Genomic DNA, 5,575 nt, shown 5'->3' on the forward strand with positions numbered 1-5,575 from the left:
TATTGAAACTAGCTCCCAATAAGTTAACCTACTATCAACGAGGTAAGAGGGCTATGCAGCTTGTCACGGCTACGTTTTAGATGTCTTTGTCACCCCCTCAGAGAATATACAAGCCTCTGCCATGTCTATATTCTGGCGATCGCCGTTACAGTCGGGATTGATGCAAAGTCTCATAAATAGAGCCTCAAGCGGGAATCTAAACTATTGGCAAGCATATTTTACTCCATAAGGATATTCCTTCCCACTCAAAAATTAGCGTTGTGGTGCTAGGCGCTGTCATTTCTGCCATCATTTCTAGGTTTATGCTTTTCATGGCTATGCAAAACACGAAAATTAGAGTGAATCTACTTTTGCTATACAATTGCCAAAGAAACAAATCATAAATTAAGTATGGATACAGCAAGTCTCAATGCTCTGCTCAATACTGGTGCAATTCTGCCCGAACTAATTGTCATCGGCACATTGGTCCTCGTATTGATCATCGATCTGATCGCTTCGGGGCGCAAGTCTGCCAATGTTCTTCCTAATATTGCGATCGCAGGTTTAGCCGCCGCCACAGGCGCGTTGGTGTGGCAATGGACTGGCTTAGAAAGCCCCATCGCCTTTCTCGGCAGTTTCAACGGCGATAAGCTCAGTATCATTTTTCGTGGCATTATCGCCCTATCTTCGTTGCTAACGATCCTCGTATCGATACGCTACTTAGAGCAGTCGGGCGTAGTTGTGGGCGAATATTTAGTGATTCTGCTCAGTGCCACCTTGGGCGCGATGTTCCTGACGGGAGCCGATGAGATGGTGATGGTGTTTGTATCCCTCGAAACTCTCAGTATTTCCTCATATTTGCTGTCGGGTTACACCAAGCGCGATCCCCGTTCTAACGAAGCCGCCCTTAAATATTTGTTAGTGGGAGCCGCCAGTTCTGCCATCTTCTTATATGGGATGTCTCTGCTCTATGGACTATCGGGTGGCGAAACTGCCCTATCAGCGATCGCATCTAAAATCACGATTAGCAATACGGCGCTGATTATCGCGATGGTATTCGTGATTGCAGGTGTATCTTTCAAACTATCGGCTGTTCCCTTTCACCAATGGACACCCGATGTCTATGAAGGTTCACCAACCCCAGTCGTTGCCTTCCTATCCATTGGCTCTAAGGTGGCTGGTTTTGGCTTAGCCCTCAGATTTTTGATTACCGTTTTCCCCCTCGCCTCCCAACAATGGCACTATGTGTTTGTGGTACTAACTGTACTCAGTATCGTTTTGGGTAATGTGGTGGCGATCGCGCAAACCAGTATGAAACGGATGTTGGCTTATTCCTCCATCGGTCAAGCAGGTTTCGTGATGCTCGGCATGACCATCGACAGCGAAGCAGGTTACGCTAGTATGCTGTTTTACTTGATCCTTTACCTATTCATGAACATGGGCGCTTTTGCCTGTGTGATCCTATTCGCATCGCGCACAGGTACAGACCAAATCAGCGAATACAGTGGCTTATACCAAAAAGATCCCCTACTAACTCTCGCCCTCAGTGTATGCCTGCTATCCCTTGGTGGTATCCCTCCCCTCGCTGGCTTCTTCGGTAAGCTCTATATTTTCTGGGCAGGTTGGCAAGCTCAAGCTTACGGTTTAGTTTTACTAGCCCTAGTCATGAGTGTGGTTTCCCTTTATTACTACATCCGTGTCGTTAAGATGATGGTAGTCAAGGAACCTCAAGAGATGTCCGAGTCCATCAAGAATTACCCCGCCATTACTTGGACTCAAACTGGCATGAAGCCCCTCCAAGCCGCGATCGTGATTACGCTTATTTTCACAGCGATCGCTGGTATTGCCTCTAATCCTCTCTTCTCCCTCTCCAATCAAGCCGTCCAAGAAACCCAGTTTCTCCAAGCTAAAGCTCCAAATGCAAAGTCAGTAGCAGTTTTGACAACTGTACAATAAGCAGAATAAAAGTTAAGAGGGCGCAAAGCGCCCTTTTTTTGTGCCAAACTTTAGAGTATTTGATTAGCTTTTTCCTTGAGTCACTTACAGCAAAATTGAAGTTATAGATCTTGAAATGATCGCAGATGATTGAATATAAAAAATCTACATTATTAATTTATCGTTAACTTGAAAACTACAATAAAGTTGTGAAATTATTGTTATGATTACTGATGAAGAGGCATTAAACTTGATATTTACTGCACTACGCGACAAAAAGAAAAAGACAGAAATAGTGACTACACTTGTTCATTATGGTATAAGCATTACTGATGCTGAATATTTAATTTCAGTGGGTGTACAGTATAGAAAGAACGTATTTAAACAGCAGGGCAAAGAAAGGATTTTGTGGGGTTATATGGCTATGTTCTTTGGACTTATATTAACAGTCATTACCAGTTTCAATGTTGTTTTTGCTGGTTTATTAGGTGTAGGGATTGTTTATACACTTGTTGGTGTAGTTCAAGCCTACACTGGTTGGAATATCCAATAAAAATTGAACAATGTGTTTTGGGATAGAAAGTTATCGCATTTAAATTAATAAATATACATTTTGTCTAGATCATTCACAAGAACAGCATTATCAAGAATGGCTAAAAAAAGAACCGTTAGAAACGATCATTAGGGTGCGATCGCATAGAGAACAGGTAAAAAAAGAACTTTTACTTATTTCATGAAAATATACTTTTTACTTAGCGATCGCCCCCTAACTGTAAGCTTTAAAATAATGCCAGTTTTGAATCAAACATAGATGAGTCGAGAGAAATCATTATCGGTCATTCTCAACGAAATCGATTGCTATTAGTCGTATTCACAGAACGTGCTAATAGTATTCGTATCATTAGTACCCGTCTAGCTAACCGCAAGGAACGTGAGGATTATGAACAAAACTCCCTCTGACCAAATACAAAATCCTGAAGATGAACTTTTAGCTGAGTATCACTTTGATTACCAGAAAGCAAAGCCTAATCGATTTGCAGTCGCTCACAAGACGCAAAAGTTAACAGTCGTTTTAGATGAGGATGTAGCTCAGGTTTTTACAACTACTGAATCGGTTAATAAAGTGCTAAGAGCTTTGATCGCATCAATGCCAAAAGCAACCTGAAATGAGCCGAATTTTATGCAGATGGAGAATAATCACGAATTAGACGACGAAATGCTTGCTGAATATGACTTTAGCAAGATGAAAGGTGGCGTTAGAGGCAAATACGTTGAACGCTACAGAACAGACACAAATGTAGTCTTGCTCGATCCTGACGTTGCACAAGCCTTCCCCACCAGTGACTCAGTTAACGAAGCCCTGCGGTTACTCATCCAAATTTCTCAAAGGCAGAAAGTCTGAAGCTGCGATCGCATAGAGAACAGGTAAAAAAGAACTTTTACTTATTTCATGAAAATACACTTTTTACTTAGCAATTATGTTAGGAAGCAAGACAATGCAAACAATCCAAACGACAGCCCAAGTTGATGAAAAAGGCATACTCCAAATACAACTTCCTGAACATTCAGGAGAAAAACTAGATATTTTATTGGTGTATCAAATTGTCCAGAAGACTCAAAAGCGCCAATGGTCACAGCGATTTCTGAGTACATTTGGATCATGGCAAGGAGAACCGTTAGAAAGAGAACTCCAGTCCTAATTTGCGGACAAATACGCACCAAATTACAAAAGCTGGGAACTCCGATTGGAAGCTATGACTTACAGATTGCGGCGATCGCTTTAGCCAATAATCTTATCCTTGTAACCCACAACACTAGAGAAATTGAGCTTGTTGAAGGATTGAAACTTGAAGATTGACAAGAATAAAGGTGGCGATCGCATAGATGAGCTAAAATATCATTCACGTAGAAGAGGTAATATCTATGCTTTTAGAAGACTATTTCGACTTTCTAAACCCAGATGATATCCGTATCAAAGGTCATCGTATTGGCATCCAAGATGTCATCAAATACTATTTATGCGGCTATAGTCCCGAAGAAATTCTAGAAGAACTACCAAGCTGGCACTGGTTCCGCCCAATGAGGAGCAGAAAGTCTTATTCAGCAAGGAGTGTAGGAATCTGTTGTCAAAGCTGGTTAACGTGGTTTTTGAGCAAAAAGTGCCTGTACACCCTGTTTTTGTGTTAGGTTACTGCCATACAAGATTCTTTTAATTAAAACCATAACCCTTGCTATGCTTGGCTTTTACTTCCTCACTGGGCGGAACCAGTGCCACCAAGCTTAAACCTAGAAAAAATCTATGGCGTAATTACCTATTATTTAGCTAATCGCACTCAAATTGATGATTATATGTTCCGCATAGAACAGTCACAGGAACAGCACTATCAAGAATGGCTGAAAAAAGAACCGTTAGAAGCGATCGCTAGGGTGCGATCGCTTAAGAAACAGGCAAAAAAGGAACTGTTAGCCTTGTCATGAAAATACGCTTTTTACTTGACGAAAATCTTCCGCCAAAGTTGAAATCTGCACTATTAAGGCTTAACCCCAAAATAGACATCATGCGAGTCGGTGAAGAAAATATGCCAACTTTAGGAACACTCGATCCTGAAATTCTCATCTATTTAGAAATGTCCAAAAGATTACTGATTACAGATAATCGAAAAAGTATGCCCTCACACTTAAACGATCATTGGTCATCGGGTAGACACACTTGGGGCTTATTTTGGCTACGTCCAAACTTGCCGCTCAGCAAAGCTGCTGAAGAATTAAATCTAATTTGGGAAGTTTCTGAAGCCGAAGAATGGATCGATAAAATAGGTTGGATTCCTTTTTAAACGTTGTATAAGCGATCGCATTAGGTGTTATCCCAATTTAATTACCAAAAGCTATAATCAGTAATAGTTTGCGAAATCAAGTTATGCTTCTGCCCATAAACGCAGCGATCGCCGAAGAAAAATTGACAAAATATCTCTTGGTGCTTTTGCCAAAAGATGATAAATCACAATTTCTTCAGAAAGCTGGTTACACATTAGAAAATTGGCAACATCTAGAAATTGACCTGAGAGCGCAAATTTTGACACAACCTGCCAAATTTGTCGAAACAACAATCTACGGGAGTAAGTATAGAATTGATGCAACCCTAAAAGGAGTTAATGGAGTAGAACTTGAAGTGACTACTATCTGGATGCTGACAAATCAACAAGCAAAGTTTGTTACCTTGGTTCCTAAACGCTCAAGCGATCACGAGTAAATATATGAAACCTAAATTTCCTTTATTTTCTGAAGTTGTGCTATTGCAAGATATACCCGCGTATAAACTCAAACGTGGCTCTGTTGCTACTGTTGTCGAGCATTATCCCATGACAGAATTACAACAAGATGGTTATAGTCTTGAAGGTTTTAATATCCCAAATGTGACAGTCGAAGTCGCAGAATCGCAAATTATTTCTGTTGAACAATGGCAAAAAGAGATGGAAATCCTATAAAAACTGCATCGATTAAGTGTAGTAAAACTAGTTCATTTAGAGTCGTACATCGAAAAACTATTAAGTGAAGAAAGTCTGACGGGGCGACAAAAGATATGGGAAGTATGAGTAGATGGGGATTTGAGGATTTAAGATAAAAAAGATAGGTCAAGTCATAGTAAGTATGACCTATCTAG

Annotated in this window: 9 protein-coding genes and 3 pseudogenes; all 12 read left to right on the top strand. The window is 40.6% G+C overall.

Going from position 1 to position 5,575, the window contains the following annotated elements; all coding sequences use genetic code 11:
* The first annotated feature begins 390 nt into the window (after positions 1 to 390).
* The 12 genes and pseudogenes from H6F44_RS22085 (at position 391) to H6F44_RS22135 (ending at position 5,399) form a co-directional block, all read left to right on the top strand.
* A complete protein-coding gene (locus H6F44_RS22085; RefSeq protein ID WP_190353241.1) occupies positions 391 to 1,935 on the top strand; it encodes an NAD(P)H-quinone oxidoreductase subunit N in 1,545 nt (514 codons plus the stop codon).
* A 202-nt stretch (positions 1,936 to 2,137) separates the two neighbouring features.
* Complete coding sequence (locus H6F44_RS22090; RefSeq protein ID WP_190353242.1) at positions 2,138 to 2,467, top strand: hypothetical protein; 330 nt, start codon at positions 2,138 to 2,140, stop codon at positions 2,465 to 2,467.
* Between the two features lie 251 nt (positions 2,468 to 2,718).
* Positions 2,719 to 2,874 (top strand): annotated as a pseudogene (locus H6F44_RS24175) (BrnT family toxin); the annotation flags it as partial.
* A complete protein-coding gene (locus H6F44_RS22100; RefSeq protein ID WP_190353243.1) occupies positions 2,855 to 3,079 on the top strand; it encodes a hypothetical protein in 225 nt (74 codons plus the stop codon). The pseudogene H6F44_RS24175 and the gene H6F44_RS22100, both read left to right, overlap by 20 nt.
* Positions 3,080 to 3,094: 15 nt before the next feature.
* A complete protein-coding gene (locus H6F44_RS22105; RefSeq protein WP_190353244.1) occupies positions 3,095 to 3,316 on the top strand; it encodes a hypothetical protein in 222 nt (73 codons plus the stop codon).
* 94 nt (positions 3,317 to 3,410) lie between these two features.
* Positions 3,411 to 3,614, top strand: a complete 204-nt coding sequence (locus tag H6F44_RS22110; RefSeq protein ID WP_190353245.1) for a hypothetical protein — start codon at positions 3,411 to 3,413, stop codon at positions 3,612 to 3,614.
* A pseudogene (locus H6F44_RS24180) lies at positions 3,614 to 3,772 on the top strand (type II toxin-antitoxin system VapC family toxin); the annotation flags it as partial. The gene H6F44_RS22110 and the pseudogene H6F44_RS24180, both read left to right, overlap by 1 nt.
* A 65-nt stretch (positions 3,773 to 3,837) precedes the next feature.
* A pseudogene (locus H6F44_RS24185) lies at positions 3,838 to 3,975 on the top strand (DUF433 domain-containing protein); the annotation flags it as partial.
* 207 nt (positions 3,976 to 4,182) lie between these two features.
* Positions 4,183 to 4,392, top strand: coding sequence for a hypothetical protein (locus tag H6F44_RS22120; protein ID WP_190353247.1), 210 nt, complete (start codon positions 4,183 to 4,185; stop codon positions 4,390 to 4,392).
* A complete protein-coding gene (locus tag H6F44_RS22125) occupies positions 4,389 to 4,748 on the top strand; it encodes a DUF5615 family PIN-like protein (RefSeq protein WP_190353248.1) in 360 nt (119 codons plus the stop codon). The genes H6F44_RS22120 and H6F44_RS22125 overlap by 4 nt, the downstream gene beginning before the upstream one ends.
* Before the next feature lie 83 nt (positions 4,749 to 4,831).
* Positions 4,832 to 5,164 (top strand): DUF6883 domain-containing protein, encoded by a 333-nt coding sequence (locus H6F44_RS22130; protein ID WP_190353249.1) that lies wholly within the window; start codon positions 4,832 to 4,834, stop codon positions 5,162 to 5,164.
* A 4-nt stretch (positions 5,165 to 5,168) separates the two neighbouring features.
* Complete coding sequence (locus H6F44_RS22135) at positions 5,169 to 5,399, top strand: DUF4926 domain-containing protein (protein WP_242016708.1); 231 nt, start codon at positions 5,169 to 5,171, stop codon at positions 5,397 to 5,399.
* Positions 5,400 to 5,575: the final 176 nt, after the last annotated feature.

This window comes from Pseudanabaena cinerea FACHB-1277 (genome assembly GCF_014696345.1).
Taxonomy (GTDB): Bacteria; Cyanobacteriota; Cyanobacteriia; order Pseudanabaenales; family Pseudanabaenaceae; genus Pseudanabaena; species Pseudanabaena cinerea.